The 25255-nt window shown below is 61.3% G+C and carries 25 protein-coding genes; 12 read left to right on the top strand and 13 right to left on the bottom strand.

What is annotated here, in order from left to right:
- Nucleotides 1–3: 3 nt before the first annotated feature.
- Genes QQL64_RS16430 through QQL64_RS16420 form a run of 3 tightly spaced genes read right to left on the bottom strand, consistent with a single transcriptional unit; the run spans nucleotide 4 to nucleotide 2505 of the window.
- Nucleotides 4–723, bottom strand: coding sequence for a pseudouridine synthase (locus QQL64_RS16430; protein WP_284401587.1), 720 nt, complete (start codon nucleotides 721–723; stop codon nucleotides 4–6).
- Between the two features lie 55 nt (nucleotides 724–778).
- Entirely contained in the window at nucleotides 779–1558 is a 780-nt protein-coding gene (locus QQL64_RS16425) for an ABC transporter permease (RefSeq protein WP_284401586.1), read from the bottom strand.
- On the bottom strand, nucleotides 1555–2505 hold the full coding sequence (locus QQL64_RS16420) for an ABC transporter ATP-binding protein (protein ID WP_284401584.1): 951 nt from the start codon (nucleotides 2503–2505) through the stop codon (nucleotides 1555–1557). The genes QQL64_RS16425 and QQL64_RS16420 overlap by 4 nt, the downstream gene beginning before the upstream one ends.
- A 95-nt stretch (nucleotides 2506–2600) precedes the next feature.
- Here QQL64_RS16420 and QQL64_RS16415 point away from each other — a divergent pair, with 95 nt between their 5' ends.
- Complete coding sequence (locus QQL64_RS16415; RefSeq protein WP_284401582.1) at nucleotides 2601–3347, top strand: ferredoxin--NADP reductase; 747 nt, start codon at nucleotides 2601–2603, stop codon at nucleotides 3345–3347.
- A 481-nt stretch (nucleotides 3348–3828) separates the two neighbouring features.
- Nucleotides 3829–4176 (top strand): hypothetical protein, encoded by a 348-nt coding sequence (locus QQL64_RS16410; RefSeq protein ID WP_284401580.1) that lies wholly within the window; start codon nucleotides 3829–3831, stop codon nucleotides 4174–4176.
- Between the two features lie 69 nt (nucleotides 4177–4245).
- On the opposite strand, the gene QQL64_RS16405 is transcribed toward QQL64_RS16410, so the two are convergent.
- The 4 genes from QQL64_RS16405 to QQL64_RS16390 form a co-directional block, all read right to left on the bottom strand.
- Nucleotides 4246–5433, bottom strand: coding sequence for a fimbrial protein (locus QQL64_RS16405; protein WP_284401578.1), 1188 nt, complete (start codon nucleotides 5431–5433; stop codon nucleotides 4246–4248).
- Complete coding sequence (locus tag QQL64_RS16400; RefSeq protein WP_284401576.1) at nucleotides 5430–8183, bottom strand: fimbria/pilus outer membrane usher protein; 2754 nt, start codon at nucleotides 8181–8183, stop codon at nucleotides 5430–5432. The genes QQL64_RS16405 and QQL64_RS16400 overlap by 4 nt, the downstream gene beginning before the upstream one ends.
- A gap of 50 nt (nucleotides 8184–8233) precedes the next feature.
- Nucleotides 8234–8977 (bottom strand): fimbrial biogenesis chaperone, encoded by a 744-nt coding sequence (locus QQL64_RS16395; protein WP_284401575.1) that lies wholly within the window; start codon nucleotides 8975–8977, stop codon nucleotides 8234–8236.
- Nucleotides 8978–9068: 91 nt separating this feature from the next.
- Complete coding sequence (locus QQL64_RS16390; protein ID WP_284401573.1) at nucleotides 9069–9626, bottom strand: fimbrial protein; 558 nt, start codon at nucleotides 9624–9626, stop codon at nucleotides 9069–9071.
- Nucleotides 9627–10117: 491 nt separating this feature from the next.
- Between QQL64_RS16390 and QQL64_RS16385 the strand changes: the two genes are divergently transcribed.
- Genes QQL64_RS16385 through QQL64_RS16365 form a run of 5 tightly spaced genes read left to right on the top strand, consistent with a single transcriptional unit; the run spans nucleotide 10118 to nucleotide 14451 of the window.
- Nucleotides 10118–10720, top strand: coding sequence for a hypothetical protein (locus QQL64_RS16385; protein WP_284401572.1), 603 nt, complete (start codon nucleotides 10118–10120; stop codon nucleotides 10718–10720).
- 45 nt (nucleotides 10721–10765) lie between these two features.
- The gene (locus QQL64_RS16380; RefSeq protein WP_284401570.1) at nucleotides 10766–10963 is read left to right on the top strand and encodes a helix-turn-helix transcriptional regulator; all 198 of its coding nucleotides are present in this window, start codon (nucleotides 10766–10768) and stop codon (nucleotides 10961–10963) included.
- A 7-nt stretch (nucleotides 10964–10970) separates the two neighbouring features.
- Nucleotides 10971–12548 (top strand): alpha/beta fold hydrolase, encoded by a 1578-nt coding sequence (locus QQL64_RS16375; protein WP_284401568.1) that lies wholly within the window; start codon nucleotides 10971–10973, stop codon nucleotides 12546–12548.
- A complete protein-coding gene (locus QQL64_RS16370; protein WP_284401566.1) occupies nucleotides 12545–13279 on the top strand; it encodes an ABC transporter ATP-binding protein in 735 nt (244 codons plus the stop codon). Before QQL64_RS16375 ends, QQL64_RS16370 begins: the two co-directional genes overlap by 4 nt.
- On the top strand, nucleotides 13276–14451 hold the full coding sequence (locus QQL64_RS16365; protein ID WP_284401565.1) for an ABC transporter permease: 1176 nt from the start codon (nucleotides 13276–13278) through the stop codon (nucleotides 14449–14451). The genes QQL64_RS16370 and QQL64_RS16365 overlap by 4 nt, the downstream gene beginning before the upstream one ends.
- 31 nt (nucleotides 14452–14482) lie before the next feature.
- Here QQL64_RS16365 and QQL64_RS16360 read toward each other — a convergent pair whose 3' ends face one another.
- Both QQL64_RS16360 and hemH read right to left on the bottom strand, forming a co-directional pair.
- The gene (locus QQL64_RS16360) at nucleotides 14483–15373 is read right to left on the bottom strand and encodes an alpha/beta fold hydrolase (protein WP_404601049.1); all 891 of its coding nucleotides are present in this window, start codon (nucleotides 15371–15373) and stop codon (nucleotides 14483–14485) included.
- Nucleotides 15322–16404, bottom strand: a complete 1083-nt coding sequence (hemH, locus tag QQL64_RS16355; RefSeq protein WP_284402232.1) for a ferrochelatase — start codon at nucleotides 16402–16404, stop codon at nucleotides 15322–15324. Before hemH ends, QQL64_RS16360 begins: the two co-directional genes overlap by 52 nt.
- Nucleotides 16405–16530: 126 nt before the next feature.
- Here hemH and QQL64_RS16350 point away from each other — a divergent pair, with 126 nt between their 5' ends.
- Genes QQL64_RS16350 through QQL64_RS16330 form a run of 5 tightly spaced genes read left to right on the top strand, consistent with a single transcriptional unit; the run spans nucleotide 16531 to nucleotide 19855 of the window.
- The gene (locus tag QQL64_RS16350; RefSeq protein ID WP_284401561.1) at nucleotides 16531–17223 is read left to right on the top strand and encodes a lipid-binding SYLF domain-containing protein; all 693 of its coding nucleotides are present in this window, start codon (nucleotides 16531–16533) and stop codon (nucleotides 17221–17223) included.
- A 60-nt stretch (nucleotides 17224–17283) separates the two neighbouring features.
- On the top strand, nucleotides 17284–17535 hold the full coding sequence (gene tatA, locus QQL64_RS16345) for a Sec-independent protein translocase subunit TatA (RefSeq protein WP_284401559.1): 252 nt from the start codon (nucleotides 17284–17286) through the stop codon (nucleotides 17533–17535).
- A gap of 6 nt (nucleotides 17536–17541) precedes the next feature.
- Entirely contained in the window at nucleotides 17542–17904 is a 363-nt protein-coding gene (gene tatB, locus QQL64_RS16340; protein WP_284401557.1) for a Sec-independent protein translocase protein TatB, read from the top strand.
- Entirely contained in the window at nucleotides 17891–18646 is a 756-nt protein-coding gene (tatC, locus tag QQL64_RS16335) for a twin-arginine translocase subunit TatC (RefSeq protein WP_284401556.1), read from the top strand. The genes tatB and tatC overlap by 14 nt, the downstream gene beginning before the upstream one ends.
- Before the next feature lie 3 nt (nucleotides 18647–18649).
- The gene (locus QQL64_RS16330) at nucleotides 18650–19855 is read left to right on the top strand and encodes a class I SAM-dependent methyltransferase (protein ID WP_284401554.1); all 1206 of its coding nucleotides are present in this window, start codon (nucleotides 18650–18652) and stop codon (nucleotides 19853–19855) included.
- A gap of 11 nt (nucleotides 19856–19866) precedes the next feature.
- Here the strand turns inward: QQL64_RS16330 and QQL64_RS16325 are convergent, their stop codons facing one another.
- From QQL64_RS16325 to QQL64_RS16310, 4 genes are all read right to left on the bottom strand, one after another.
- The gene (locus QQL64_RS16325; RefSeq protein ID WP_284401552.1) at nucleotides 19867–20802 is read right to left on the bottom strand and encodes a glycosyltransferase family 2 protein; all 936 of its coding nucleotides are present in this window, start codon (nucleotides 20800–20802) and stop codon (nucleotides 19867–19869) included.
- 141 nt (nucleotides 20803–20943) lie between these two features.
- On the bottom strand, nucleotides 20944–22167 hold the full coding sequence (locus tag QQL64_RS16320; RefSeq protein ID WP_284401550.1) for a multifunctional CCA addition/repair protein: 1224 nt from the start codon (nucleotides 22165–22167) through the stop codon (nucleotides 20944–20946).
- Nucleotides 22168–22215: 48 nt separating this feature from the next.
- Nucleotides 22216–23160 carry a complex I NDUFA9 subunit family protein gene (locus tag QQL64_RS16315; RefSeq protein ID WP_284401548.1) on the bottom strand — a complete coding sequence of 315 codons (945 nt, stop codon included), beginning with the start codon at nucleotides 23158–23160 and terminating at the stop codon, nucleotides 22216–22218.
- Nucleotides 23161–23171: 11 nt separating this feature from the next.
- Complete coding sequence (locus QQL64_RS16310; protein WP_284401546.1) at nucleotides 23172–25244, bottom strand: transglycosylase SLT domain-containing protein; 2073 nt, start codon at nucleotides 25242–25244, stop codon at nucleotides 23172–23174.
- Nucleotides 25245–25255 lie beyond the last annotated feature (11 nt).

Below are 25255 nucleotides of genomic sequence, written 5' to 3'. Positions count from 1 at the left end.
TCATCACCACTGAGTGCGGTTTGGAAGCAACCCTTTCAGTTCCGCGTCGGTGAGATTGCGCCACTGGCCAGGTTTCAGATGGCCTAGCTTTACGTTGATGATGCGCACGCGACGCAACTGGGTCACGCGGTAGCCGAACTCGGCAGCCATCAGGCGAATTTGCCGATTCAGGCCCTGGGTCAGCACGATGGCGAAGCCGAATTTGGCGATCTTGCGCGTGCGGCACGGCTTGGTCATCTGGCGGTGGATGCGCACACCTTTCGCCATGGCAGCGAGAAATTCATCGGTAACCGGCTTGTTCACCGCCACGAGATATTCTTTTTCGTGGTGATTTTCCGCCCGCAGAATCTCGTTGACGATATCGCCGTTGCTGGTTAGCAGGATCAATCCTTCGGAATCTTTGTCCAGCCGACCGATAGGAAAAATGCGTTCCTGGTGGTCGACGAAATCGACGATGTTGCCGTCCACGCTCTGGTCGGTGGTGCAGGTGATGCCGACCGGTTTGTACAGTGCGATATAGACCGCGCGCTTTGCGCCTGGCGTGCTGGCGAGAATACGGGCACGGACGATCTCGCCGTCCACCCGCACCTCATCGCCATCCAGCGCTTTGGCACCCGTGCCGACCACCTCGCCGTTGATGGTGACGCGGCCAGCCAGTAGCAGTTCGTCCGCTTCGCGGCGCGAGCAGAGACCGGCTTCGCTGATGTATTTATTGACGCGCATGAGCGTGTTCAGGCCTGATCGTCACGCCGGCGCAAGCCGGAATGACCATCCAGAATCACGAACGCAGCCCGACGCCGCGCTTGAGCAAATTCAGCGCGAGCCAGGACAAGCCGATCACGAACGCCATCATCACCGCAAAAGCAACGCCAATCTGCACATCGCTGATGCCCAGCACGCCAAAGCGGAAGGCATTGACCATGTAGAGGATCGGGTTGATGCGCGAGATGGCTTGCCACGGTTCGCCGAGCATGGTGACCGAGTAGAACACACCGCCGAGATAGGTCAGCGGCGTGAGCACGAAGGTCGGCACCAGCGCGATATCGTCGAACTTCTTCGCGTAGATGGCGTTGACGAAGCCGGCTAGCGAAAAGATCGTGGCGCCGAACAGCACGGAAAGCAGTGTGATCAGCGGATGTGCGACGTGCAGCGACGTGAAACCCAGTGCGATCAGCAGCACCAACAGGCCGACCACAAGACCGCGCGCTACCGCACCCGTCACGTAACCCAGCAAAATGACCCAGTTCGACATCGGCGACACCAGCATCTCCTCCACCGAGCGCTGGAATTTCGCGCCGAAGAACGAGCTGGAGATATTGCCGTAGCTATTGGTGATGATGCTCATCATCACCAGTCCGGGCACGATGTACTGCATGTAGCTGAAGCCGCCCTGGATGGTGCCGATACGGCTGCCGATCAACTTGCCGAAAATCACGAAATACAGCGTCATCGTGATGGCCGGTGGGATAAGCGTCTGCGTCCAGATACGCAGGATGCGCACGATTTCGCGGCGGACGATGGTCTGCAGGGCGACGAGGTTGCCGGACATATAGCTCATGCCACTTTCTCCTTACCGGGCACTTGTCGACCGTTCTCCACCAATCGCACGAACAATTCTTCGAGGCGATTGGTCTTGTTGCGCATCGACGTGACGGTGATGCCGTGCGCGCTGAATGTCTCGAACAACACGTTGAGCGCCTGCGTGCGAGGCATTTCCGCTTCCAGCGTGTGCTCGTCGACGCGACGGAAAGTGATTCCGGGGAGGGACGGCAGCGGGTTCGGCGCGTGGTTGACGTCGAACACAAACGTTTCCACGTCCAGCTTGGACAGCAGCTGTTTCATCGTGGTGTTCTCCACGATGGTGCCGTGGTCGATGATGGCGATATTGCGGCACAGCTGTTCGGCTTCTTCCAGGTAATGCGTGGTGAGAATCACCGTGGTGCCGGCAGCGTTGATGCCGCTGATGAACTGCCACATCGAACGGCGTATCTCGATATCCACGCCGGCCGTCGGTTCATCCAGAATCAGCAGGCGCGGCTCGTTCATCATCGCGCGTGCGATCATCAGTCGTCGCTTCATGCCGCCGGAAAGCATGCGCGCCTGATCCTTGGCCTTGTCCCACAGGCGCAGCTCCTTCAGGTACTTCTCGGCACGCTCGGCGGCGATCTTGCGGGGGATGCCATAGAAGCCGGCCTCGTTCACGCAGATGTCGAAGGGTCGCTCGAACTGGTTGAAGTTGAGCTCCTGCGGCACCAGGCCGATCAGCTTCATCGCCTCGTTGCGCTGCTTGTTGACCGACATGCCGAAGATCTGGGCATCGCCGCTGGTGGAATTCACCAGCGAGGAAAGAATGCCGATCAACGTGGATTTGCCGGCGCCGTTGGGGCCAAGCAGGGCAAAGAAATCGCCGGGTTGCACCGTCAGGCTGATGCCTTTGAGCGCCTGGACACCGTTTCCGTAGGTTTTACGCAGGTTATCGACGACAAGCGCGGGGGTAGAAGACATGAGCTGCACCATAGGGGCTAGCCCTCTATTATAGCGGGCCTTGTCCAGCCGACCGGTCCCGCCGGGCGCACTCACTGTTTCCCCCGGATACCCGCATGGCCGAACACTTCACCCTACGCCTCGCCGACAGCCGCATGCTGGCTCCCACCGTGCGACATCTGGTCTTCGAGCGAGTCGATGGACAGCCGCTGGCCTTCATTCCCGGTCAGTTCCTGCAGATCCACTTTCACTACGACGACGGCACGGCCACCAAGCGCAGCTATTCGGTGGCGACCGTGGGCGATGGCGGTTCGCCGGTGCAGCGCATCGAGATCGCGGTGAGTTATGTGGACGGTGGTGCGGCCACCAAGCTGCTGAGCGGTCTGGAGATGGGCGGGACGATCGAAGCGAGCGGCCCGTATGGTCGTTTCTGCCTGCAGGATGCCGATACGCATCCGCGCTACCTTTTGCTGGCCACGGGCACCGGCGTTACGCCGTATCGCGCCATGCTGCCGCAATTCGAAAAGCTGCTGGCGCAGGGCAACCGCGAAGTGGTGCTTCTGTACGGCGCGCGCAACGAAACGGAATTGCTCTATGGCGAAGAATTCGAAGCCTTTGCACAAACGCATCCCGGCTTCACCTTCCATGGTTGCCTGAGTCGTCAGCCGCGCGCGGTGCCGCGTCCGCATGACCGCCAGGGCCATGTGCAGAGCGTGCTGGCGGAATTGGCGCCTTCCGCGCAGCGCGATATCGCTTATCTGTGCGGCAATCCCAACATGGTCGACGCTGCTTTCAATGCGTTGAAGGAATTCGCTTTGCCGATTCCGCAGATTCGCCGCGAGAAATACATTTCGTCTCGCTAAACGCTTCATCGGGCCTAAAGCGCGTCGATTTTTTGCCGATATGGAAAGTGCGGGACATGAGCGTCCTGCGCGAGCGTCATAGTCATGACGCGTTGGAGCAAAAAGCGTTCTCTCGCGACGGTTCAACTGCCCTTGAGCCGAGGTGAGTGCGGACCGCGGACACGTTCCAACGTTTATCGCGACAAAAAACCAACGCCTGGCTCAATGGCGAAAATGTGCGGGTAACTATTTGTTTCACAAGAAATTCACGCAATCAACACAATTGCCGACGTAACTGATGTGCGCGAGTCTTTTGACGGTCCGATCACGCGAAGAATGTGATCCATTTCGCATTTTCGTCACTGGAGTCGGCAGAGCCTCTTAAGGCCGGTGCATCGCGGCCGATGGTGCCTACAGGTACCCGCGATACGCGTGGGCGCCGGTGGAGGGCAGCATTATGCGTGGGCCGCACTGGTTTGTTTTGGCAAGTTGTTCAGTCGCGATGATGTTCGCGTCATCTGCCGCGAAGGCGAGCGGTGGCGGAACGATCGAAGGCGGAACAATCACCTTCGTCGGCGCTGTGGTAGAGCCGACGTGCAGTGTTGCGGGCATGCATGACGACGTGAGGCTGGTCGTCAGCGCTGCGCAAACGCATCCGTCGCTTCAGCGAAGCTGTTCTGATCCAACGACTACGGGCGCAGTAGCGAATGCGTCCCGGCCCTACGACGTCGATGTCGTGCATCTGTCCGGTTCGGAATCCGACCGGGTGCTCAAGTACTTCGCCAATTATGTTCGCGCTGCCCAGCCCAGCTCGGCGGATCCGGTGTTGCTAACGCAGACCTATGAGTGATGCTGGGGATTTATCGGTACGCGCTGAGGAAAACTTGAGCCTTAGTTGCACGCTCAGCATGTAGCGTGCTCACTGATAAGACATAGTAAACGTGGCAGTGCCGCAGACTTGACCTGCGCTGATCGGCGAGCCAGTTGCATAGTATTGCGCGTAGTAAGGGAGCGTGAGCTTGCCATTGGGCGAGTTGCCGACCGATTGCGCGGTATTGAATTGCACGGCCTGCAGATTGCTTTGCAGCAGTTGAATGCCGACATTCGTCGCCGGTGTGCCCGCCGCGCAGGTAGCGGAAGGCAGGATCACACCCGTTGCCGTTCCGGGATTCGCCGTGCTCATTGTCATGTAGAGCGACCAGCCTGACGGGCAGGTGTACTGGATGTTGAAAGACGTCTTGCCCGCCACGGAACCGGTTGTCGGCAATGCGTTGCTGACTATCGTTGGCAACGTGACGCTGAGATTGCTCGAACCCGCGACGACACTGCAGGTGCTCATGGATACGGTGATTGCGTTCAGCGTCACCGTGGCGAAGGAAACGGAAGCGCTGCTGTACGTCGTTATCGGGCCATTTCCCGGGGGATTGGGGGGGACGCTATCGGAATCGAAAAGCTGCAGCAGCTGGATGCTGCTTATGGTGCCTGGACTCACCGGGCCGGTTTTGACCAGCTGAGCGGTAAATTTGGCTGCAATAGGGTTTGGGGTGCAACTTCCGGGATTGTTGTTGGTTCCACCTGCTGAAGTGCAATTGCTGGTTTGTACGGCCCATCCGGTGGTGCCATTGGGACCGTTGCTGCCGCTACTCGCCTGGGTAGGCGTCGCGGTGAGCAGCACATCGATGCCCGGCACATTGGTCTGGAACATGATGCCGCTTCCGCTGGGAGAGGCATTCGTCGAGTCGATGGTTGCCAGTTGGCCGGCCAGTACCGTGAAGTCATCGTAATAGTTCGGCGTCAACGCAAAGGCCGTATAGCAATTGACATCTACCGTTACGGACGCCGCACTGCCAATCAGTCCGTTGGCCGTGCCCGGCGCAATGCTGATGGTGGACGGCAGGGCAATGGCAGCACTGGTCGGTGTTGCGCTGCATGCGGGGGCTTGGCCGCCCGCGACCTGAGCGGCTAAGGCGTGAGCATGTCCGGTCTTGCCACCCGATACGGTCTTGATGACAAACGCAGAGCAGATCGTGGGCGACAACAGGCCAACGGCTAGCACTAGTGCGGCGACTCGTCTTGCGAGCGGCGAGGCAAATGTTGCGTATTTCATGTGCCGTCCCTCAAAACAAGTGCGTCGGTGCCCGGTTTTGTGCATGTGACGCTCATCTGTTCGTAGCCCACTGTCGTTTTTTTGTGCTTGGATTTGGGCTCGAGCCGATAATCGAACGAACACGATTGTGCCGCCCCATTATCGTCCTGCCAGCGCGCGGTCAATCGACCAGCCTGATCGACACCGCGCAGCAGAATCTGTCCCGCCTGACCCACGACACCCAGCGAGAAACCTTTCTCATTGAACACTTCGGCACCGAATGGCAACGCCTCGCCGTCCTTGAGGCGCGCGCGCACGATGAGCGTGCGACCGTTTTCGGTCTTGAATTTCAGCATCACCACTGCGCCAGCATAGGGTACGACTTGCGCGCTGGTGGCATCGAGTTGCACATCCAGCGGCAATCCTTTGGGATCGATCTGGATGGTATTTAGCTGGTAAGGCGTCAGGTACGGCACCACCGCATAACCGAAGCGGTCCACGCGTGCGCCCGGGGCATTGGCCAGGCGTGCGCCGGCGGCGTCTGGCAAATACACGATACCTACGGTGTCGCCGAGCGGCTGACCGAACGTAACACCACCCGGGTGCGCAATCACCGAACCACTCGCGTTTACCGATGCCTGCGAATAACCGTTGCCGTCGCCGTAGCTGGCGTTGAACACCGCGTACGGACTGCGGTAGCCCACGTTCACCGAGCCGGCATTGCCGCCGCCATCGCTGCTGTGCGTCGCCGCGGCGCTGTAGTTGAACTGGCTATCGCTGCCGAGCGTGCCGTTGAGCATCGCCTGATCCTGCGAGCCACCTTGTTGATCATGACTGACGTTCAGCGTAAAGGTCGGCGAGTGCGTGTTGCGGCCCAGCGGCAACGAGACGCTCACGAAGTACTCGTTGTCGTAGTGGCCCAGCGGGTCCACCGAGCGTGTCGCGGACAGGCTGTAGGTGAGCTGGTGGAAGTGGTTGTTGTAGCCGACCTGAAATTGCGTGTCGTTGCCGCGGCGATTCCAGTAGTCGCTGGCGGACACGTTGGCGTAGAACGAGCCGCCGTTGTGTCCCAGGGACTGGTTGACCGAAAGCGTGAAATTGCTGCGCTGCCGTTCCACTCCGGTGGCGGAGAGGATCGGATTGGTGGTGAACGCGCTTCCGGTGAGGGCAGCCTGCTGGGCGGGCGTCAATACACTCTGTGCCGGCACGCCATCGATCGTCGGCACGATCTGCTGTGGCACGACATCAAAGGCATTGATGCCCTGGCGCGCGTAATCGCGGGCTTGTTCGGCCTGGGTCAGGCTGAGGAAGCCGCCGGTGGAATAGCGATAGGTGGCAACCGACAGAGTCGTTCCTGTCGACGGGATGATCTTGCTGTAGGTCAAACGCACACTCTGGCCCGACTGCGTCGAGTAACCCCGGATATGGGCATCGGCCTCGGTGACGTCCATCGCCAATGCGCCATAGCGCGTATTGATCGCGGCACCCGCCAGCAGCGCGCCATAGCCTTGTGAGCCTGCGATGCCGGCATATCCCGTCAGCAGGTTGTTGAAACCGTGCTGCACAGTGGCCTGCACCACGGCCGGCTTGTCCTGGATCGTCGCATCACGCAACTGGCCGACGGCGATGTCGAAGCGGGTGATGCCGGGGCGCAACAGTTGCGCCACCGAGGCATAAGGTACGGCGAAGGTGCTCACACGGCCGTCTGCCTCGGTCACCGTAACCTGCAGGCTACCGCCGTAACCGGTGGGATAAAGGTCGCTGAGCGTGAACGGACCGGGTGACACGGTGGTCTCGTAGATCACTACGCCGTTCTGCCGCACGGTGATCTTGGCATTGGTCTGGGCCACGCCATGCACTACTGGAGCGTAGCCCTGCAGCGACTGCGGCAGCATGCGATCGTCGGTACCGAGCTGTATGCCACGAATACCGTAACTGTCGAAGACGGCGCCATCCGTAAAGCTGTCGCCGATCGTCAGCTGCGCGCGCAGTGAAGACAGGTCGCGCTGTACGTAGGTATTGATGTTTTGCCACTGACTGCGCGCCGGCGCACCGGCAGCCCCTGATTCCCAGTTGGCGGTGGCGTCTTCGCGGAAATGCCAGGGGCCGAGATTCAGGCCGCTGTTTAGCCCCAGATACGACGTGGTCTGCGTCTGGCCCTGGCTGCGGCTGCGGTAGCTGTTGAAGTTGTAGTTCAGCAGGGCCGCCGGCACGCCGGCGTCCCAGTATTCCGGGTTGACGTAGCCACGAGCCACCTGGCCCAGGTAAGCCTGCGGCACGCTGACATCGACGCGCAGCTGCGACATGTCGAATGCCATGGTCGCCCCCGGGATCAGGCTGCCCATGCTCACGCAGGTCTTTGGGTCGCTCAGGCTGGCAACGGTCTCGGCAGACAGCTTCGCCGGGTGCAGACCCAATTGATCGAGCAATCGCCGGTCGATGCACGGCATGGCGCTGGCATTCGCGGAAGTGGCAGCGAAACGTACGTCGCTGCGGCCAACCCAGACGTTATTGAGATAGACGTCCGCGTTGTAACTGCCTGGAAGCACGGGATTGCCGTGCTCGAAGCGAGAAAGGTCCGTGGTGTTCTGTCCGGCACCGGCGAGCAGGCTGCGATCGAAATCGGCAAAGCCGCTGCTGGCGCTGGCATCCGCACCGTTGGCTGCAGCCGCGGATGCGTCGGGTGATGCGGCAGCGGGAGCAGCAAAAGCGCTCGTCCAGCTGCTTAGCGCGGCAGCAATTCCTACGCAAAGCAAAATCTGGCGACACACACCATGTTTAGGCGCAGGGCCTGTTCCATGAAATGTGTGCCGACGATGCGTCACGGCGAAACGCTGCCCTTGAACGAGGCCGTCGCGCCGTAGTCATTGACGATGTCATAGGCGACGGACGTGCCCGCTGCCGGCGTCGCCGTCAGTCCCTTTACTTTCAGGTGCAGCACGCCGAGCGGATCGACCATGCCGGTGTCGGCGCTGTACGACTTGCCGCCGACATCCAGCGACAATTTGACGATAGTGACGTGGTATGGCGTGGGGTTGCGCACTTCCAGTGCGTAGCCTTGGCCATCGGCAACAGCCTTCCAGGTCACCTGTTCGGGTGCTTTCTGCGCGTCGCCGGGCAGGTGCGCGGGACGGTAGAAAAGTTTGAGGCGCGAGCGGATCGCGAACTGCAACAGGTTCTTGCCAGCAGCTTCTTCTCCGCTGGGCTTGGGAGGTATTTCAAGCACGTTGAGCCAGAACAGCGACTCGCGGTCACTGGGCAGCTGCGTGGGCGTGGAAATGATGCGCAGGCTCTGATCCTTGTGCGCCTCCATACGGAACAGCGGAGGCGTGATCAGAAACGGCACATTGACCTTGTCCGGCGTGGACTTGGGATCGCCATTGTCGATCCATGCTTCCACCAGTGCCGGATGGGCGTTGTCGTTGGTCAGCCGCACGGTGACTTCGCCGTCCTGGGCCGGAAACACCACGCGCGTGCCTGCGATCAGCACGCTGGCATTCGCAGCACCGGCGACGAGGCACATGGACATCAGGCCCGCGCGGACAGCGCGGATGAGGGTATTCATGGAAGGACTCTCGAAGGTCAACGAATGACGGAGCGTGTCCGAACTACGCTGCGGCAGAAATTGCCCTGCCGCAGCGCACTTGTTCCGCGACTTACTGGTACTGGGTCGTGTACGTCACGGTCGTGTTCACCAGGCCCGCGGTAGCGGCGGCAGTGGCGTAGTACTGAGCCTGATAGCTCAGCGTAACGCCGCCACTCGAGAGCGTTCCCACTGGCGAGTTGGCATTGGTGTTGAGATTGATGGCCGTGCCGGTGCCGCTGAGCAACTGCACTTCGACATTGCCGGCGACGGTCTGCGGAGAAGTAGCGGTAGCGATGTTCTTGAGGTTGCCGTCGGCAGCATTGATGTTGGCGCCGCCGAACTGTTCCTGCACGCTGGTGAGGTTCGGATCGCAACCGCTCACCTTGATGGTGAAGGGCGTGTTACCGGCAACGCTGCCGGCTGCATTCAGGGCCGTCGTGAACACCACCGGCAACTGAACCGTGTTGGAGGCGCTGCCGCCAGCCACGCTGAACGTGCAGGTATTGGCAACAACCTTGCCGGTGAAAGTAATGGTGCCATCGGGAGCAGCAGCCCCGGCGATGTTCGGAGCCATTGCGATAACGCCAAAGCTAGCAATCAGCGCGGCGGTAAGTAGAGTCTTCTTCATACAAATTTCCTTGTTTAACGTCTAGGTAAGGGTGCAGCGTTCGGTAAAGCGCTTGCGGTGGGCCGGGCGTCTTCCCGCCCCCTCTCGGGCAGGCCCACGCCTTGCAGGGACACTTGAGCAACAATCGGGCCAAAGCGTGATACCCATCACATTTTCCCTGTTGGCCGCCTATTTTCCTACACATTACCTTCACGAATTTAAGAAAAAGTTGACATTTTTAAAGGAAAGACACGGCTTGAATCCCGAAATTCACGAAGTGGTCCGTCCAAAAGTGACGCGATAGGTCCAACCAGCAGGTCCCCCTAAGGTCAAAAATGGCCACTTTGTCAAGCGTGCTTGACATGCATACGTATGCAATCTAGGCTTCATGTCAAGTACGCTTTACATGGATGCTGGGGAGGGGATATGCATAGCGAACAGATGATTCGCCGGGCACGAGCGGCAGCGGCCACCTCGATGCGCGTTTGCCCAATAGCGGTTAGGCGGGCGCCATGACGCGCTTTACGGAAAAGCAGTACCAATGGCGCGTTCTGGTGGCCATGGCGATCTATAGCGGGTTCATGCTGATCGCATGGCCGCTGGTGCGTGCCACGGAGAGTCTTCCGCTGAAGGTGCTATTGGCGCTCGCGCCGGTTGTGCCGGTGTTCTACGTGATCGCGCAGCTGGTCCGGCGTATCCGCGCTAGTGATGAACTCGAACAGCGTACGCACCTGGTTGCACTGAGCGTCGCGACGGGAGTGGTGAGCGCGCTCAGTCTCGCGGGAGGGTTTCTGAGCATCGCCGGCGTCCTGACGCTGGATGGCTCGATTCTGATTTGGGTATTTCCTGTGATGGCGTTCTGTTACGGCCTGGCACGCTGGCGGGTTTTGCGTGGTTATGGCGGTGACATGACATGCGACGAGGAAGCTGCAATACCGCTTTATGTGCGTTTCCTGAGTGCTGGCGCGATCGTGCTAGTCATCGCATGGTGGTGTCGCGCGGCGCTCGATGACATGCGCCTCGGGTTTTTATGGGGAATGGGTGCTGGATTCACCGCACTCGGCATTGCCCTGGGCGTTGCGCGCTGGCGCAAGCGAAGGGATCGCAATGGATAAGCGTGTGCTGCACCAGCCGCACAAACGGCGTGGACGCCAAGCGCCATGAACAATTATGTCCGTGCACTGCGCGGTGAGCGCGACTGGTCGCAAGCCGACCTTGCGCAAAAACTGGATGTATCGCGACAAACCATCAATGCCATCGAGACCGGGAAATACGATCCCAGTCTGCCGCTGGCGTTCAAGATCGCGCGCCTGTTCGGCATGCCGATCGAAACGATCTTCGTTCCTGGAGAGGAGTAAGGCTTAGATGGCCATGCAGGCAAAAACCGCTTTACGCATTGTTGTCGCCGCGGCCGCGATTGGCCTGCTGGCGTACCAGCATTGGCATCGCGACGAAGCGAATGGAGCGACCGAGAACCATGCCGCAACGGATAGCGCATCGGCGTCAACGAAGCAGGTACCGCCAGTGGTGCGCACGTGGCAACGCGGTGCGCTCACGTTCAAGTCGTGTGAACTGGGGCGTCCGGGCAGTGGTGCTACCGCCGAGGCCTGGTGCACCGTCTTCGAGGTGCCGGAGAACCGCGATGATCCGCAAAGCCGGCGCATCGGGCTGAAACTGGCGATCGCACGCAGCGATGCGCAAGTGCCCGAACCCGACATGGCGGTGCTGCTAGCGGGCGGTCCTGGCGAAGCAGCTACCGAATCGTGGGTCATCGAAGCACCCGCGTTCGCCGAAGTACGCAAACATCATGACGTGCTGCTGCTCGATCAGCGTGGCACCGGCGGCTCCAATCCGCTGAGCTGCAAAAAAGCGGAGGACGCCGCCGATGAAACGACTTTCACGCTGGACTTGGACAAGGTGCGCAAGAATGTGGCTGCCTGTCTGGCCGAGGTGAAACAGAAGGCCGACCCGCGCTACTACACCACCACGATTGCCGCGCAAGATTTGGAGGACGTGCGCAAGGCGCTGGGGTCGCCCACCTTCGATCTGATTGGCGTGTCCTACGGCACGCGCATGGCCCAGCAATATCTGGTGCATTACCCCGATAGCGTGCGCAGTGTCGTACTCGATTCTGCCGTACCGAACCAAGCGGTACTGGGCGAGGATTTCGCCGCCAACCTGGACAATGCGCTTAAGAAGAATTTTGCCGGCTGCATCGCGGTCGCTGCATGCAAGCAACGCTTCGGCGATTCGATGCAGACGCTGTACCAGTTGCGCGACGCCTTGCGCGCCAATCCGCATACGGTAAGTTTCCGCGACCCGCAAACCTACGAAACCGTAGAGCGTCCGTTGAGCGAGTTCTCGCTTGCCAGCGTCGTGCGCATGTTTGCGTATGAACCCGAGACGGCGGCGCTGCTCCCGCTGTCGATCAACGCTGCCGCACACGGCGACGTCGGTCCGCTGCTGGGTCAGGCCAAACTGCTCAACGGCGATCTCAGAGGAGATATGAACAACGGTATGTCGATGAGCGTGATCTGCAGCGAAGATGCAGACCTGCTACAGCCAAGGCCGCAGGATCAGAACGCCATCCTGGGCAATCACCTTGTCGACGCGATCAAGGCGCAATGCGATGTATGGCCGCACGGCATACGCCCGGCCGATTTTCACGCGCCGCTGAAAAGCGACAAGCCGATCCTGATACTGTCCGGTGAATTCGATCCCGTTACGCCACCCAGCTACGGCGAGCAAATCCTTCCGGGACTGACGAACGGACGGCAGCTGATCTTCAAAGGTCAGGGCCATTCCTTGCTCGCCCGCGGCTGCATGCCGCAACTGCTGGGCAAGTTCATCACCAAGCCCGATCCGAAACAGCTCGACGCGAGCTGTTTGGACAAACTAAGCGACATGCCCGCGTTCATCGACTTCAACGGAGCTTCGCCATGATCGAAGTAAGGGATCTGCACAAACACTTCGGCACGGTCAAAGCCGTCGATGGGGTCAGTTTCAAGGCACGCGACGGCGAAATCACCGGCTTGCTCGGCCCCAACGGTGCCGGTAAAACCACCACGTTGCGCATGCTTTACACGTTGATGAATCCCGATAAGGGTCAGGTATTGGTCGACGGCATCGACGTGGCGCGCGATGCGCAAGCGGTGCGGCGTCAGCTGGGTGTGTTGCCCGATGCGCGCGGTTTGTACAAGCGGCTGACGGCGCGCGAGAACATCGACTATTTCGCACGTCTTCAGGGCATGGACGATGCGCTGATCCGAACGCGTCGCGAGCAATTGATCCAGGCACTGGAGATGGCCGACATCGGCGACCGCCGCGCCGAAGGCTTCTCGCAAGGCCAGCGGGTGAAGACAGCGATCGCGCGTGCGCTGGTGCACGATCCGAAGAACGTGATTTTGGACGAGCCGACCAACGGCCTCGACGTGATGGCGACACGCGGGCTGCGCCAGTTCATGCGCCGACTGAAAGACGAAGGCCGCTGCGTGCTGTTTTCCAGCCACATCATGCAGGAGGTGGCCGCGCTCTGCGATCGTATCGTGGTGATCGCGCACGGCCGCGTAGTCGCCGACGAAACGCCCGACGCGCTGCGTGCGCAAACCGGCCAAGCGAATCTGGAGGATGCTTTCGTGAAAATCATCGGCAGCGAGGAGGGCCTTGCTGCATGAACGCGATGCTGACCGTCTTCGTCAAAGAAGTGAAGGAAAACCTGCGCGACAAGCGCACCGTCATGAGCGCCTTGCTCTATGGCCCCCTGATCGGACCGATCATTTTCGTGATGCTGATGAACACGATCATCACGCGCGAACTGAACAAGGCCGATCAACCGCTCAAGATTCCAGTGATCGGCGCGCAATACGCGCCGAACCTGATCGACGCGCTCAAGCAACAGGGTTTGCAACCGCAGTTGGCGATCGCCGATCCGGAAGCTGCCGTGCGCAATCAGGATGCCGACGTGGTGTTACGCATTCCGGCGGATTTCGGCACATCCTGGCGTAAGGGTGAGACGTCGCAGGTCGAGATGGTCTACGACTCCTCTCAGCGCGAGACCGGCAGTTCGGTCGATCGCTTGCGGCGCATGCTCGAGACCTACAGCCGTCACCAGGGCGCGATGCGGTTGGTGGCGCGCGGCTTGTCGCCAACCATGATGGCACCGGTGTCGGTCGATGACCGCGATCAGTCCACGCCGCAATCCCGTGCCGGGCAGCTGTTCTCTATTCTGCCGTACTTCTTCGTGCTGACCATTTTCATGGGCGGCATGTATCTCGCCATCGATCTCACAGCGGGCGAACGGGAGCGGCAATCGTTGGAGCCGCTGTTCGCCAATCCCGTGCCGCGTTGGCAGGTGTTGCTGGGCAAGCTGGGTGCGATTTGCGTGTTCTCGCTGACCAGCTTGCTGATCTGCGTCGTGGGTTTTGGGGTGTGCGGCAGGATCATTCCCGCCGAGAAGCTCGGCATGACCTTGAGCCTTGGGCCTGCCTTCGCATTGCAGGTGCTACTGATGATGGTGCCGTTGGTGATCCTGCTGGCTTCGTTGCAAACCCTGGTCGCCGCGTTCGCCAAAAGTTACCGCGAGGCGCAGACCTATTTGTCGATCCTGATGATGGTGCCGGCGCTGCCATCGGTTCTGCTGAGCGTGTTGCCGATCAAGGTAGCCAACTGGATGTACACGGTGCCACTGCTCGGACAGCAGGTGGGTATTGCTCAGCTGCTTCGCGGCGAGCAGGTCACGACGATGCAGATTTCGACCTGCATGGCATCCGGCCTCGTCATAGCGATCCTGGCAACCCTGGTCACGGCTTGGGTGTACCGTTCCGAGCGGCTCGCGATTTCTGTTTAAGACGGCGCCCTCTCCCCATGGGGAGAGGGTGCTAAGACACGAGCCACGCGGCGACTGCTTCGGGATGTTCCAGATGGAGATGATGACCGCCGTCCATGTGCGTGACGGCAATCTGCCGCACCTTGTTTGCGCGCGCCTGCATCAATGGCGTTGGCAGGTACGGGGTCATCGGGTTTGCCAGCAGCAGAGTCGTCGGCGCATCAATGCCCGCAATAAGCGCGCGGACCTGATCCTCGGCTAGCCGCGCTGGACTGGGCCGCGTAAGGCGCGAATCGCTGCGCCAGCGCCAGCCGTTTTCGGTCTCGATCAGGCCGCGCTCGACAATCGGGCGCGCCAGGTCGGCACGCAAACCGCTGGCAAGCGTGCGTGCACTGATCGCCTGGTCGATGTTGCGGAATATCCGCATCGATTTGCCGTTCGTTGTGGGGGCGGCAAAAGCATCGCGAAAACGTTGCAATGTGTGCGTGCCATCATCGCCAAGCGGGCCAAGGCCTTCGATCAGGCACAACCTTTCAACGCGTTGCGGCGCTGCGGCTGCCACCAACGAAGCGATGCCCGCGCCAAGCGAATGACCAAGCAGCGTGTAGCGTTCCAACCCTAACGCGTCAGCCGCCGCAAGCACTGCACCTACGTAATCGAGGAAGTGATAGCCGGCACCAGCAGGCAGATGGCCGGAGTGGCCGTGACCGGGCAATTCAAGCGCTATCACTCGCCAACGTCGCACGAGGATCGGGGCGAGAAAGGCGTAACTGCCCGCGTTGTCCAACCAGCCGTGCAGCGCCAGCAGCGGTGGTGCGTCCGGTTCGCCCCAGACTTGCGCGGTCAGCGAGAGATGATGAGGGAGTGCAATGCGCTGCTCAGTCGGTGCGGTCACGCAGATTTCCCGCCGTATCCATGGTGCGGTGTTGCCGTCGCAGCGCATGCCGGCCAGCCTTGCATGTGTCGCTGGATGAGCACCGCAAGGCTGTTGACTTGTTCCGGACTATCGTTGAGCGCAGGGATATAACGCAGTGTTTCGCCGCCGGCTGCGGTAAAGAAATCGCGGTTCTGCATCGCGATCTCTTCCAGCGTTTCCAGGCAATCGACGGCAAAGCCCGGGCATGCCACATCCAGTCGCCTGATGCCTTCCGCAGCGAGGCGCCGCACGGTGGCATCGGTATAGGGTTGCAGCCATGGCTCGCGACCCACGCGTGACTGAAAACTCACCACGAGCCGCGATTCGTCCAGTCCGAGCCGCGCGCGCAGCAAGCGTGCGGTGGTGTGGCACTGGTTGAAGTAAGGATCGCCGGCATCGACGTAGCGCTGCGGAATACCATGAAAAGAGAGCAGCAGTTTCTCGCCGCGACCGTGCACCGCCCACCCGCGTTCGATGGAAAGGGCCAGTGCCTCGATATGGTCGTTGTCATCGTGGTAATCGTTGACGATGCGCAACTCCGGCGGCCAGCGCAGGTGCTTGAGCGTATCGGCGACTGCGTCGATCACCGAACCGGTGGAGGTGGCCGAGTACTGCGGGTACAGGGGTAGCACCAGTAGCCGGCGCACTCCCTCGCGTTGCAGCTGTTCGATCTGCGCGCGCACCGATGGCTCGCCATAACGCATAGCCAGTGCGACGCGAATCGGCTCCCCGCGATCGCGGCGCAGTTTGTCCTGCAGGCCTTCGGCGAGCTTTTCGGAGCCGACGCGTAGCGGCGAGCCTTCGGCCGTCCAGATGCGCGCATAGGCGTGGGCGGAACGTGCCGGTCGGAGGCGCAGGATCACGCCGTGCAGGATTGGCCACCACAGCCAGCGCGGATACTCGATCACCCGAGGATCGCCAAGAAATTCCGCCAGGTAGGGCCGCACCGCCCGCGCGGTGGGGGCCACCGGTGTGCCAAGGTTCACGAGCAGTACGCCAGTCTGTGCAGACGGGTCGTGGGATGGGCCGGTAAGGCCGGTATAGTAGCTGCGTGGCATCGTGGCTAGGGCGGCTGGATAGCGGACAAAGTCTGCCACAAGCGCTCCGCACCGCGCCGGTTCCGTGCCGTCGCTGCTGCGATCCAACCCGCTGCGATCTAATTTATTGACCAACCGGAGCTGCCCATGTTCAAAGCATCGCTGCGTCGTATTTCGTTCCTCGCCTTGACGCTGTTGTTGCCCGTCGCAATCGTGCATGCCGAAGACGACACCCCGCTGGAGCGTGCGCAGAATGCTGTGCGCGTGCTCAACGAGATCGAGCAGGCGCCGGACAAGTCCATTCCGGGCGATCTGCTCAAGGACGCCAAGGCGATTGCGGTCATCCCCGATGTGCTGAAGGTCGGTTTCGTCTTCGGCGGCCGGCGTGGCGAAGGTCTCATTTCGGTGAAGAGCCCCGATGGCACCTGGTCCAATCCCAGCTTCATTTCTTTTGGCGGGGGCAGCGTCGGCTTCCAGATCGGTGTGTCCAAAACCGATGTGATTCTGGTTTTCCGCACGCAGCGTGGCGTGGACTCCATCGTCAACGGCAAATTCACCATCGGTGCGGATGCATCGGCGGCGGCGGGCCCCGTCGGCCGTACCGCATCGGCCGCCACCGACCAGCAGCTCAAAGCCGAAATCTATTCCTACTCGCGGGCACGCGGCCTGTTTGCCGGCGTGGCGCTGGATGGTTCCGTGATCAAGATCGATCGTGACGCCAATGCGGCTGTTTATGGACAGGGCATCACCCCGCGGCGCATTTTCGAGGGTGGCGTGAGCAACGTTCCTGGGCCGGTGGTCCACTTCCGTGACACCCTGGAGGAGTACACTTCACATTGATCCGGAACGCCGGCGCTGCACCCGCAGTCGTCTACGGCAAACTTCCGCAACGAGGTACTCATGGGTTTGGACAGCATTTGGCATTGGGCGATCCTGCTGGTCATCATTTTGCTGGTGTTCGGCACCGGCAAGCTGACTCGGGTTGGCTCCGATCTCGGTAACGCCGTGCGTGGCTTCAAGAAGGCCATGCAAGGTGACGAGGACGAGGAAAAGCGCAAGGCGCAGGAAACGCTGAAGGCCGATCCGCCGCCGGCGGCCGGCAGCAGTACCCAGGCCAATCAGAGCCAGCGCGACTCCAGCGAATCGAAGTAACGCGCCATGATCGAGATCAGCCTCGGCAAGCTGGTGTTGCTAGCGCTGGTCGCCCTGATCGTGCTTGGCCCCGAAAAACTCCCACACGCAGCGCGCACCGCCGGCGCTTTGGTGCGCCGTCTGCGCTCGGGCTGGGATAGCGTGCGCGCCGAAGTCGAGCGCGAACTGGAAATCGAAGAACTCAAGCGCACCGCACGCGAAGCAGCGGCACGTGCCGAGGCCGCCCAGGCCGAAGTGAACAACGTGATGCGTCAGACACGCGAACAGGTTGCTACCACGGCGGCCGAAGCGAAGGACAGCATCGCCGAAGTGCAGCACGACATCACGCAGATCGACGCGCCGAAGGAATCCTCGCATGGCAGCGCCTGAGCCTGAGCTGGATCTGCAACAAGGTCTGTTCTCGCACCTGCTCGAACTTCGCACCCGCTTGATCAAAGCGATTCTGGCGGTCGTAGTCGTGCTGGTCGCACTGGTGCCGTTCGCCAATCGTCTTTATTCGTTGCTGGCCGCACCCTTGGTGTCGCGTTTGCCGCAAGGCGCGCATCTGATTGCTACCGAAGTCGCTAGCCCCTTCGTAACGCCGTTGAAGCTGGCGTTCTATGCGGCGCTCTTTATCAGCATGCCGGTCATCCTCTATCAGCTGTGGGCTTTCGTCAGCCCGGGCTTGTACAAGCACGAAAAACGTCTGGCGCGTCCACTGCTGATTGCCGCGTTGATCTTGTTTTACATCGGTTGCGCCTTCGCGTTTTTCCTGGTGCTGCCGGCGGCATTCCGCTTCCTCACGGCGGTCACGCCGCAGGGCGTGGAGATGATGACCGACATCACTCATTACCTCGATTTCGTGATGCTGATGTTTTTCGCTTTCGGTTTGTGTTTCGAGGTACCGGTGGCGGTAGTGATCCTCGCCGCCGTCGGCATCGTCGATCTGGACAAGCTGCGCAAGGGCCGTCGTTACGCCATGGTCGGTGCGTTCGCCATTGCCGCTGTAGTCACCCCGCCAGATATCACATCGATGATCATGCTGGCCATTCCGATGTGCCTGCTTTACGAAATCGGCGTGCTCGCCGTGCGCTGGCTGCTCAAGCCTCATGCCGCGGAAGCCGCGTCTTAGTCCATGAATCCATCCAAGACTTCGCAGCTGCCCGAGCCCGCTCCGGACGAGCTCGCGCATTCCCAGCGCCTGCTTCAGCATCTGCGCGAACAGATCGCTTCGCGCGGCGCTATGCCGTTCTCGCAATACATGGAACGTTGCCTCTACGCGCCTGGGCTGGGCTACTACAGCGCTGGCAAGACCAAGTTTGGTGAAGCAGGTGACTTTGTCACGGCACCGGAACTCGGCGACCTCTTCGCGCGTTGCGTTGTCCAGGTTGTGCAACCTGCGCTGGCCATGCTGGGCGACGAGGCGGACTTTCTTGAGCTCGGCGGCGGCAGTGGCGCGTTTGCCGAAGCGGCGCTGCTGGCATTTGCCGATAACGGCATGTTGCCGCGTCGCTACCTAATTCTTGAGCCAAGCGCCGATCTACGCGAACGACAACGCGAGCGACTCGGCGCCGCGTTGTCGAAGGAACTGTTCGCGCGTGTTGCCTGGGTGGATCGTCCGCCGGAGGAAACCTGGCGCGGCGTGTTGTTCGCCAACGAGGTGATCGACGCCTTACCAACCACGCGATTCGTCATGCGCCACGGTGAGGTGTACGAAGAGTACGTGGCGCTCGACGGCGACGGTCGCTTATTGCGTGTCGACCGTCCCGCGGATGCGTTGGTGGCAGGCGCGGTGCGGCATGTCGAGCGCGACCTCGGCCGTCCATTCGACAACGAGTACCGCTCCGAAATACTGCCGCAACTGCCTTACTGGATTCAGGCCATAGCTGGCTCGCTCGAGGCCGGCTTGATGCTGTTCATCGACTATGGCTATGTGCGTCGTGAGTTCTATTTGCCCGAGCGCCAGGACGGCACGCTGATGGCGCACTATCGCCATCGCGCGCATAACGATCCGCTGTACCTACCTGGCCTCAACGACCTTACCGCTTCGGTTGATTTCACCGCGCTGGCAGAGGCCGGCAACGGCGCCGGTTTCGGTGTGGCAGCCTATTTGCCGCAGGCTCAATTCCTGATTGCTGCTGGCTTACAGCAAGTGTTCGAGCAGGCGTATGAGCGAGCCGACGATAATGCCGCAGCTTACCGTCTCGCGCAGCAGGTGAAGAAGCTCATGCTGCCCGACCAGATGGGTGAGCGGTTCCAGGCCATGATGATGGCACGCGGACTTTCTGCGTTGCCCGTGCCTGCAGAGATTCTCTCCGCCGATCAAAGCAACCGGCTTTGATACGATCGCTGTCAGTCATTCTCGCCTTCAGCGTACGGAGACTGGTAGGACAGATAGGTCAGATGCTTTTGCTCGCGCCGCCCAAGTGTGACGGTATCCAGCACCAGTCCGCACACTACGAAGATGCCCGCGAGTACCGTCAATGCAGAACACAGGATCGCCGTGGGAAAGCGCGGCACCAGGCCGGTGTGGAGATAAGTCGCCAGTAGCGGCAGTGCAAGCAAAATGGCGACGATGAAACAGATCGCAGCCGCAGAGCTGAAGAACAACAATGGTTTGCCATTCTTGGTCAACTTCAGAATAGCCATAAGAATGCGCCAGCCATCGCCCCATGTATTCAATTTGCTATGGGAGTCATTCATGCGGCTGATATAGCGAGTCGAGTGCTCGGCGACCGGCATATGCAGCTCCAGCGCGTGGACGGTCAATTCCGTTTCCACTTCGAAGCCGCCCGCGTGCGCGGGATACGATTTCACGAATCGCCGGGAAAGCACGCGATATCCGGAAAGCATGTCGCTAAACGTGCGGCCGAAGATGCGGCCTGTCAGGTCGGTCAACAGCCAGTTGCCGAAACGATGTCCCTGCCGATAAGCCTCGAGTTCGGTGCTGCTGCGTGTGCCTACGACCATATCCAGCTTTTCGGCCAGCAGCTTTTCGATCATCGCGGGAGCGGCGGCGGCTTCATAGGTCGCGTCACCGTCTATCATCACATACACATCGGCCTCCACGTCGGCGAACATGCGCCGTACGACATGCCCTTTGCCCTGAAGGTCCTGCTTGCGGACGATGGCTCCGGCAGCCTTCGCTACCTCTGCCGTTCCATCCGTAGAGTTGTTGTCGTAGACATAGATGCGCGACTGAGGCAACGCCGCGGCAAAATCGCGTATGACGGTGGGAACGGCGACCGCCTCGTTGAAGCATGGAATCAATACGGCTATACGAGTCATCGTGATCATGCCCTGGAAGCCCGCAACATGGTGGCATGCGCGGCAGCGACCGAAAAGACCTTTGGCGGCACTGCTTGACGTAGTGGGCGTGGAATTCACCTGTGCCGGAATCACGGCGGGTGCATCCGAAGCCTTTAGGCGTTACATAAGTTTCATTTCGGCAATCGCCCGGATCCGCGCCTTTTCCATGGCCGCGCCGATGGCTGGACCTTGCAGCCCTTGCGCTACGAACGGATCCGACGTGATCGATGCCGCCGCATGGCGTGCCTGCCGCAACCATGTCGCTTGCGGATAGTCATCCTGCTCGTGTCCGAGCCGGCCGCGTTTGTCCGCCATGCAGGCGGTGAGGAACGTCTCCAACCGATCCGGCCGGCGCAGAGCGTCAAGTGCCACGAACAGCTTCAACAGCGTGGCGGGCTTCAATTCCAGCGCCCGATGCGCATTGAGATGTTCGCGGCAGACAAGTTCTGCCAGCTCGGCATAGTCAGTAGGCACCTTGAGCCGCGCAGCCAGTGCGCGCAACGGCTTCACGCCACGTTGCTCGTGCCCGATATGACGCGGCAATTCATCCGCAGGTGTCAGTGCTTTGCCAAGATCGTGGGTAAGTGCGCAGAAGCCGACCAAGTCGTTGCCAGGTGCGAGTTGCGCGGCGGCATCCAACACCATTTCCTGATGTACGCCGGTGTCGATTTCAGGGTGGAATTCGGCGCGTTGCGGAACGCCGTACAAAGCATCGATCTCCGGAAACAACACCGCCAGCGCCCCAGCGTCGCGTAGCACGCGCAGAAATGCCGAAGGCTGCGCTTCGCCAAGCGCTTTGCGTGTTTCGGCCCACACGCGCTCCGGCACCAGATGATCGATTTCGCCATTGCGCACCATCTGCTGCAGCAACGTCATCGTTTCTTCGGCCACCGTGAAGCCGAGTGGCGCGAAGCGCGCGGCAAAGCGGGCCACACGCAACAAGCGTACAGGATCTTCCACGAAGGCTGGCGAGACGTGCCGCAGCAAGCGCTGCTCAAGGTCACGTACGCCGCCGTAAGGGTCTACCAGCACGCCGTGCTCATCCTCGGCGATCGCGTTGATGGTGAGGTCGCGCCGGGCGAGATCCTGCTCGAGCGTCACGTTTGGATCGGCATGGAAGGCAAAGCCGTGATAGCCGCGTCCGGTTTTGCGCTCGGTGCGCGCCAACGCATATTCCTCGCCGGATTCGGGATGCAGGAAAACCGGGAAATCCTTGCCGACGGGCTTGTATCCCCGTGCCAGCAAGTCATCCGGTTGCGCGCCGACGACCACGTGGTCGCGATCGACCACCGGTCGTCCCAGCCATTTGTCGCGGACGGCGCCGCCCACCAGATAGGTACGCATAGGGGCATTCTGCCATGCCGCGCTGATCGCGCTTTGGCGCCGGCTGGCTCAGTGGTGGCGAAAGGCTTGCCGTGCCATATCCAATCGACGTTGCCGCGGCAACCCATGAACAAGCGTGGGCAACCATGGCGTAAATGGCTGCGGCACGATGCTAAGCGCGGCATAGCCGTCCAGCTTGCCGACGGAATCGGTGCGCAGCGACAGGAAATTGTCCGGCGAAAATGGTTTGCCGGGCAGCATGCCGGCGAACTGCGCCTGCAGGCGTCCGAGGCTGTCGTGCAGGGGAATGATCGGTGTGTGCAGGCCGGCTGCGTCGCGGATGGCGTGCACGATCTCGCCGAGCGTAAGCACCTCAGGTCCGTAAAGTTCGAAGCTGCTGCGCGTGGCAAGCTTGTCGTCGGCCACGCAACGCGCGATGGCTTCGGCCACGTCGCCTACATAAGTGGGCGCAAGCTTTGATGTGACGCGTGCCAGCGGTAGCGCCGGCATCTTTCGCAGCAAGGCAGCGAAGCGCGTGACCAGGCCATCGCCATCGCCGAAGATGACGCTCGGCTGGTAGATCGTCCAGTCGAGCGGCGATGCCTTGACCAGTGCCTCCGCCTCGCCACGCGTCTTCAAGTATTGCGAAAGCCCTTGACCAGCCTTCAGCGAGCTCATCTGGTGCAGGCGTTTTACGCCGATGACTTTGCAGGCGTCGATCAGCCGGCGTGCCAGTTCCACGTGCGCGCGCTGGAAGGTATGACGGCCGCTTGAGTTGAGAATGCCGATCAGGTTGATCACCGCATCGGCCCCTTCAAGCTGCTGGCGCAACGCCGCGTCGTCGTAGACATCTGCGCTGCGGACGGCAACGTTGGGCAGCACTGCCAAGGAGCGATGCAGTTCGCGATTGCGCGATAACAACGTGATGCGGTGCCCGTCGGCGGCCAGGCGAGGCACGAGATAACTGCCGACGAAACCGGTTCCGCCGAGTAGGACGAGACGCTGGATTGTCATGGCGAAAGTCCTCAGTGCGCCTTGTCCGTGGCGGGTGCGCTGGCTTTCGAGGTCGTAGTCGAGGGCGCAGGGGCCGCTGCAGGCGGCGTCGTACAGCTTATGTTTTTGCGAGGATCCTGGGCATCCGGACGGCTATACGGCTGTCCGATCGGCGTCATGCGGGTGGAGATCGCTGCGGCCGTGCCGTGCAGACGCCAATCATAGATCACGCTGTAGTACATCACACGCGCGACGTATTCGCGGGTTTCCTTGAACGGAATGGTGGCGACGAAGATATCGGGCGGCAGGGTGCCGCGTGCGTCCAGCCACTGGCTTACCCGTGCTGCGCCTGCGTTGTAGGCCGCGCTGGCGAGCCACGGTGCGCCGTTGAAGCGCCCTGCCATCTGCGCGAGGTAGCGTGTGCCTAGCTCGATGTTGACGGCAGGGTCGTACAGGCTGTTGCCGCCATCCCAGGGCAGGCCGTTATGGCGTGCCACGTCAGCTGCGGTGTCAGGCAGCAGTTGCATGAGTCCGCGCGCATCGGCGCCCGATTGAGCGTCGCTCATCCAGGCGCTTTCCTGCCGCAGGATGCCGTAGGCCCAGGCGGGATCGATACCGGCCTGCTCGGCCTGCGACACCACGCCGTCCTGACTGGCGAGCGGGAAGCGCAGCGTGTAGTAGCCCAGGGCTTGTCCATTGTTGAAGGTGAACACGGCGCGGTCGTACCAACCGCGCCGATCGGCAAGATTCACCGCTTGCCGCAAGGTCTGCGCATCGGCATTGGCCAGCGCCTGGCTCCATTCGCGGCGTGCCGGTTTGAGCATGCCGACGGCGAACAGCTCGAAGGCGCGCTGCATGCCGGGGATCGCCAGCACCGCTTGCTCGCCTTGCGGACTGACGACGGGCTGCAAGACACACAGGGAATAAGACGCGTGCTGATGATCGGCAGCAAGGTAACCGAAGTAACTGGATTGCGCGGCAGCTCGGACGTACGCGCGTTGCGCATTGTCGGACTGCCCCAGTTCGCTCAGCGCACGTGCGCGAAAGTAGAGCCACTCGTCGTTCTGCTGCTGGCCGGGCGGCATCGCATCGATCGCGGACAGTACGGCGCTCCAGTTCTGTTCCGCGAGGGCTACGCGCACGCGCCATTCGCGGCTGACGTCGGTCTGCGCGTTAAGCGGCAGATCGACCAGGCGCGTCAGGGCATTGGCGTCGTAATCGGTGGCATGAAAGACAGCCAGGGCGTTGAGCACGCTGTCGCGCTGCGTCGGCGCGAGGTGAAGGCGACTCTGCAGGTTTTGCCATGCGGTATCGGCTGTGTCGGACTGGCGTCGTGCCAGGCGCACCAGGGCAAGCGTGGCGGCTTGTCGCGCGCGGGCCGTGTCGGGCCAGTTTGCGGCAGCCTGTACGGCTGTCGCGGGTTCATTGAGTGCCAGGGCCAGGTACTTCGCCTCTTCAGCGTCATCGTCCGATAGCCACTGCGTCATGTTTGAAATGGTGCCGCCCTTGCCGGCATCAGCCGCCAGGTCGATACGCGCCCACAGGCGCTCCGGGGTCAGCAGGCCCTGATCGTGCGCCGCCTGCAGCACGGCGTCGCAGTCGGATGGCAGGGAGGGTTGCGTCCATAGCGTTGCGAGATCTTTGTCGAAGTCGAGCGTAGCGCCGCCCGCCAGCCGCGCCTGCAAGGCGTCGCAGGTGAGCGCGTCGCCGAGGCCGGGCTGGTACATCGCCTGGAAATCGCTCCAATCCTGGCGCTGTGCCAGTTCCTGCAGAAAATTGCGGCGCAGATCGTTGGTCGGGATCATGTCCGGGTACTGCTTGAGATAAGCCTCTACGGTCGGACGGTCCACCTGCCGGATATCGTGCTGCAGCGATGCGGCTTGCAAGTACGGATACAGCGGATAATTCTGCAGACCGTCAGCCAGCGCGCGCCAGCTGTCGCCGCCCTGACTGGCTGCCGCGTAGGCTTGTTTGAAGGCGACGCGTTGGGCCTCGAGACGAGGGGTGGTGTCCGTCTGCGCCGTAGCCGCATTGACCAGCATCCAGCCGGCAAACACGATCAGCAGACGGGGGCCAAGGCGCGGCGGTGCGACTTGCGGGGCCATGGAAACTCCTG

The organism is Dyella lipolytica (genome assembly GCF_030160075.1).
Classification (GTDB): domain Bacteria; phylum Pseudomonadota; class Gammaproteobacteria; order Xanthomonadales; family Rhodanobacteraceae; genus Dyella_B; species Dyella_B lipolytica.
This window is presented reverse-complemented; position numbering and strand designations above follow the sequence as displayed.

Excerpts from the sequence above, each read along its gene's own strand:
- QQL64_RS16430 (WP_284401587.1), bottom strand. The coding sequence starts at position 723 with ATGCGCGTCAATAAATACATCAGCGAAGCCGGTCTCTGCTCGCGCCGC.
- QQL64_RS16425 (WP_284401586.1), bottom strand. The coding sequence starts at position 1,558 with ATGAGCTATATGTCCGGCAACCTCGTCGCCCTGCAGACCATCGTCCGC.
- QQL64_RS16420 (WP_284401584.1), bottom strand. The coding sequence starts at position 2,505 with ATGTCTTCTACCCCCGCGCTTGTCGTCGATAACCTGCGTAAAACCTAC.
- QQL64_RS16415 (WP_284401582.1), top strand. The coding sequence starts at position 2,601 with ATGGCCGAACACTTCACCCTACGCCTCGCCGACAGCCGCATGCTGGCT.
- QQL64_RS16410 (WP_284401580.1), top strand. The coding sequence starts at position 3,829 with ATGATGTTCGCGTCATCTGCCGCGAAGGCGAGCGGTGGCGGAACGATC.
- QQL64_RS16405 (WP_284401578.1), bottom strand. The coding sequence starts at position 5,433 with ATGAAATACGCAACATTTGCCTCGCCGCTCGCAAGACGAGTCGCCGCA.
- QQL64_RS16395 (WP_284401575.1), bottom strand. The coding sequence starts at position 8,977 with ATGAATACCCTCATCCGCGCTGTCCGCGCGGGCCTGATGTCCATGTGC.
- QQL64_RS16390 (WP_284401573.1), bottom strand. The coding sequence starts at position 9,626 with ATGAAGAAGACTCTACTTACCGCCGCGCTGATTGCTAGCTTTGGCGTT.
- QQL64_RS16385 (WP_284401572.1), top strand. The coding sequence starts at position 10,118 with ATGACGCGCTTTACGGAAAAGCAGTACCAATGGCGCGTTCTGGTGGCC.
- QQL64_RS16380 (WP_284401570.1), top strand. The coding sequence starts at position 10,766 with ATGAACAATTATGTCCGTGCACTGCGCGGTGAGCGCGACTGGTCGCAA.
- QQL64_RS16375 (WP_284401568.1), top strand. The coding sequence starts at position 10,971 with ATGGCCATGCAGGCAAAAACCGCTTTACGCATTGTTGTCGCCGCGGCC.
- QQL64_RS16370 (WP_284401566.1), top strand. The coding sequence starts at position 12,545 with ATGATCGAAGTAAGGGATCTGCACAAACACTTCGGCACGGTCAAAGCC.
- QQL64_RS16365 (WP_284401565.1), top strand. The coding sequence starts at position 13,276 with ATGAACGCGATGCTGACCGTCTTCGTCAAAGAAGTGAAGGAAAACCTG.
- QQL64_RS16360 (WP_404601049.1), bottom strand. The coding sequence starts at position 15,373 with ATGCGCTGCGACGGCAACACCGCACCATGGATACGGCGGGAAATCTGC.
- hemH (WP_284402232.1), bottom strand. The coding sequence starts at position 16,404 with ATGCCACGCAGCTACTATACCGGCCTTACCGGCCCATCCCACGACCCG.
- QQL64_RS16350 (WP_284401561.1), top strand. The coding sequence starts at position 16,531 with ATGTTCAAAGCATCGCTGCGTCGTATTTCGTTCCTCGCCTTGACGCTG.
- tatA (WP_284401559.1), top strand. The coding sequence starts at position 17,284 with ATGGGTTTGGACAGCATTTGGCATTGGGCGATCCTGCTGGTCATCATT.
- tatB (WP_284401557.1), top strand. The coding sequence starts at position 17,542 with ATGATCGAGATCAGCCTCGGCAAGCTGGTGTTGCTAGCGCTGGTCGCC.
- tatC (WP_284401556.1), top strand. The coding sequence starts at position 17,891 with ATGGCAGCGCCTGAGCCTGAGCTGGATCTGCAACAAGGTCTGTTCTCG.
- QQL64_RS16330 (WP_284401554.1), top strand. The coding sequence starts at position 18,650 with ATGAATCCATCCAAGACTTCGCAGCTGCCCGAGCCCGCTCCGGACGAG.
- QQL64_RS16325 (WP_284401552.1), bottom strand. The coding sequence starts at position 20,802 with ATGACTCGTATAGCCGTATTGATTCCATGCTTCAACGAGGCGGTCGCC.
- QQL64_RS16320 (WP_284401550.1), bottom strand. The coding sequence starts at position 22,167 with ATGCGTACCTATCTGGTGGGCGGCGCCGTCCGCGACAAATGGCTGGGA.
- QQL64_RS16315 (WP_284401548.1), bottom strand. The coding sequence starts at position 23,160 with ATGACAATCCAGCGTCTCGTCCTACTCGGCGGAACCGGTTTCGTCGGC.
- QQL64_RS16310 (WP_284401546.1), bottom strand. The coding sequence starts at position 25,244 with ATGGCCCCGCAAGTCGCACCGCCGCGCCTTGGCCCCCGTCTGCTGATC.